4 protein-coding genes and 1 pseudogene are annotated in these 2,702 nt (G+C 72.6%); 2 read left to right on the top strand and 3 right to left on the bottom strand.

From position 1 onward, the window contains the following. The 3 genes and pseudogenes from HW445_RS25690 to HW445_RS25680 form a co-directional block, all read right to left on the bottom strand. Nucleotides 1-235: pseudogene (locus HW445_RS25690) on the bottom strand (hypothetical protein); the annotation flags it as partial. Beyond that, nucleotides 232-606, bottom strand: coding sequence for a CrcB family protein (locus HW445_RS25685; RefSeq protein ID WP_180223283.1), 375 nt, complete (start codon nucleotides 604-606; stop codon nucleotides 232-234). The pseudogene HW445_RS25690 and the gene HW445_RS25685, both read right to left, overlap by 4 nt. Continuing rightward, nucleotides 603-1,115 carry a CrcB family protein gene (locus tag HW445_RS25680; protein ID WP_180223282.1) on the bottom strand — a complete coding sequence of 171 codons (513 nt, stop codon included), beginning with the start codon at nucleotides 1,113-1,115 and terminating at the stop codon, nucleotides 603-605. Before HW445_RS25680 ends, HW445_RS25685 begins: the two co-directional genes overlap by 4 nt. Nucleotides 1,116-1,219: 104 nt before the next feature. Between HW445_RS25680 and HW445_RS25675 the strand changes: the two genes are divergently transcribed. After that, on the top strand, nucleotides 1,220-2,194 hold the full coding sequence (locus HW445_RS25675; RefSeq protein WP_308799910.1) for an urea transporter: 975 nt from the start codon (nucleotides 1,220-1,222) through the stop codon (nucleotides 2,192-2,194). A 62-nt stretch (nucleotides 2,195-2,256) separates the two neighbouring features. Next, complete coding sequence (locus HW445_RS25670; protein ID WP_180223281.1) at nucleotides 2,257-2,562, top strand: urease subunit gamma; 306 nt, start codon at nucleotides 2,257-2,259, stop codon at nucleotides 2,560-2,562. Nucleotides 2,563-2,702 lie beyond the last annotated feature (140 nt).

The following is a 2,702-nucleotide window of genomic DNA, read 5'->3' as shown; positions in this document are numbered from 1 at the left end:
AGCCCGCGGACAGGACGACCAGCAGCGGACCCCGCCGGGGGTACGGGTCGCGGGCGCCGTAGGCGTCGATGTAGCAGCCCATGGCGGTGAACACCCCGTTGTGGATGCCGGCTCCCGCCGTGACCAGCCCGACGGAGAGGCCGAAGGCGACCAGCGCCTTGACGCCACGGCCCCGGTCGAGCGGGGGCAGCGCCGCGCGCCACCGGCGTGCCGCGCGGGAGACGGCTCCGGTCACCACAGGGCCGCGGCGATGCCCGCCCCCGCGAACGACAGGCCGAGGCCGGCCACGACCGTGACGAGGAGATAACCCGCCGCACCGGCCACCCGCCGGCCGTCGGCCATGGCCATGACCTCGTGGGAGAACGTCGACCAGGTGGAGAGCGCGCCGCAGAACCCCGTGGCCAGCAGCGCCTGCCCGGACGGGCCGAGCGCGTCCTCCCCGCCCGCCTCGACCAGGAACCCCAGGAGCAGACAGGCGGCCATGTTGGCGAGGAACGTACCCCAGTGGAACGCGCCGCTCAGGCGCCTGCCCGCCACGGCCGAGATCAGGTAGCGGGCGGCGGCACCGACGGCTCCGCCCAGCAGGACCAGCAGCAGGTGACTCATCGGTGGCCGCCCCCCGTCGCCTCGTCCGTGCTCCCGCGCCCCGTCAGGACCGCGCGGGTCAGCGCCGCGCCCAGGACGACGCCCGCCAGGGCCCCCGCCACCGTGAGCACGAGGTAGCCCAGCGCGGAGCCCGGCTGGTCGTTCTCGAACAGGCGCCGCGTGTCGTCCGTGTAGGACGAGAACGTGGTGAAGCCGCCGAGCACGCCCGTCCCCAGCAGCGGGTTCAGCAGCCGGGGCGCCCCGGTGAACCGCTCCTTCAACGTCACCGTCAGCACCCCCATGAGGAAACAGCCGACGACGTTGACCAGCAGGGTGGTCCACGGGAAGGCGGCCTCCCCCGTCGGCCACACCAGCTCCGCGTCACTGCCGTTGCGCCACACGTTCGCGGCCCCGAAGCGCAGCGCGGCGCCCACCGCACCTCCGACCGCCACCGCGGCGACCACCGGCCACTGGGGGCCGTTCGTGTGATCCGGATGCGAATGGAGGTGGAACCTACCGAAATGTTCCATATCGTCACCCTAGGTTGCTGACGGCCGGTCAGCCGACAGCCCTGGGCGCGGACAGGGACAACAGCCCGATCGGCGCAGCACTCCCAGCACTCCGGAGGATCGACGTGACGACGCGCACCGAGCAGGCCGGCGGCGCCGGAGACGCACCCGACACCCTCAAGGGGACCGCCCTGGGCGCGCTGCGCGGCGTGGGGCAGGTGGACTTCCAGGCGAGCGTGTGGACCTCCGCGGTGATCCTGGCCGCCCTGTGGGTGGAGAGCTGGGAGATGGGCCTCTTCGCCACCATCGGCGCGGTGGTCTCGACGCTCACCGCGCGCCTGCTGGCCGTCCCCCAGGACACGGTGACGCAGGGGCTGATGACCTACTGCGGCGTGCTCGGCGCCATCGCCATGGTCGTGTACCTCGGCCACAGCCTCTCGACGTACGTCATGGCCGTGTCCGCCGCCGTCATGTGCACCCTGGTCACCGCCACCCTCAACCACCTGCTCGTCCCGGTCGGGCTGAAGGCGTTCACCGGGCCCTTCTGCCTGGTGTCGCTGGTCATGGTCCTGGGCGCCCCGTCCTTCGAACGCGTCTGGCACGGCACCCCCGAGACGGCGGTCACGCCGGCCACCCCCACCTCCCCGGTCGTCAGCTGGACGGACCTGTGGCAGGGCTTCTTCAACAACGTCGGCCAGATCTTCTTCGCCGGCACCTGGTACGTCGGCCTGATCATGCTCGTCGGCCTGTTCCTGGCGGGCTGGAAGGTGGGCCTGTTCACCGTGGTGGGCAGCGTCACCGGGCTGCTCACCGCATGGGCGCTCGGCGCGCCCGCCGCGCTGATCGGCGAGGGCATCTACGGCTACAACGCCGTCCTGACCGCGCTGGCCTTCGGGGTGGTGCTGCTGCGCCCCTCGCCGTGGAACCACGGCTACGCCGTCCTGGCCGCCGCCGCCAGCACCGGCCTGACGGCCTCACTCTCCGTGTTCTTCAAGGTGTTCGGCAGCCACACCTTCACCTGGCCGTTCAACGTCACCACCTGGGCGCTGCTGGCGGCCGTGCCGCTCCTGCCGCGCATCACCAGGGCGGAGGACGGCTGAGCGTCACCCACCCCCCGGCACACCGCCGAGCGCGCAACCGCTACCGAGGAAGGCATCGCCCGATGAACCTGGCCCCCCGTGAGATCGACAAGCTGCTCGTCTACGTCGTGGCCGATCTGGCCCGCAGGCGTCACGACCGCGGGCTGAAGCTCAACTACAGCGAGACGGTCGCCCTGGTCACGGAGGCCATCCTCGAGGGCGCCCGCGACGGGAAGAGCGTCGCCGACTGCATGGAACTCGGCCGGCAGGTGCTCGGCGAGGACGACACCATGCCGGGAGTGCGGGAGATGCTGCCCCTCCTCCAGGTCGAGGCGACCTTCGACGACGGCAACAAGCTGGTCTCCTGCCACGACCCGGTCGGAGGCTGACGCCGTGCCGCACGGGGCCGTCGTCGCCGTCGGCGGGCACGAGAGCGACCAGGGGCGGGCGCTGCCCCCGCTGCTGGGGGACCGGGTGCCGGTGGTCACGCGGGGCCGCGAGCTGTACCGCCGGGTGGCCGCCCTCCGTG

Origin of the sequence: Streptomyces sp. UH6 (assembly GCF_013421635.1) — a bacterium.
Lineage (GTDB): Bacteria > Actinomycetota > Actinomycetes > Streptomycetales > Streptomycetaceae > Streptomyces > Streptomyces abyssomicinicus.
Note: the sequence above shows the minus strand (reverse complement) of the source record. Positions and strands in the feature narration are given on the sequence as shown.

Excerpts from the sequence above, each read along its gene's own strand:
- HW445_RS25685 (WP_180223283.1), bottom strand. The coding sequence starts at position 606 with ATGAGTCACCTGCTGCTGGTCCTGCTGGGCGGAGCCGTCGGTGCCGCC.
- HW445_RS25670 (WP_180223281.1), top strand. The coding sequence starts at position 2,257 with ATGAACCTGGCCCCCCGTGAGATCGACAAGCTGCTCGTCTACGTCGTG.
- HW445_RS25680 (WP_180223282.1), bottom strand. The coding sequence starts at position 1,115 with ATGGAACATTTCGGTAGGTTCCACCTCCATTCGCATCCGGATCACACG.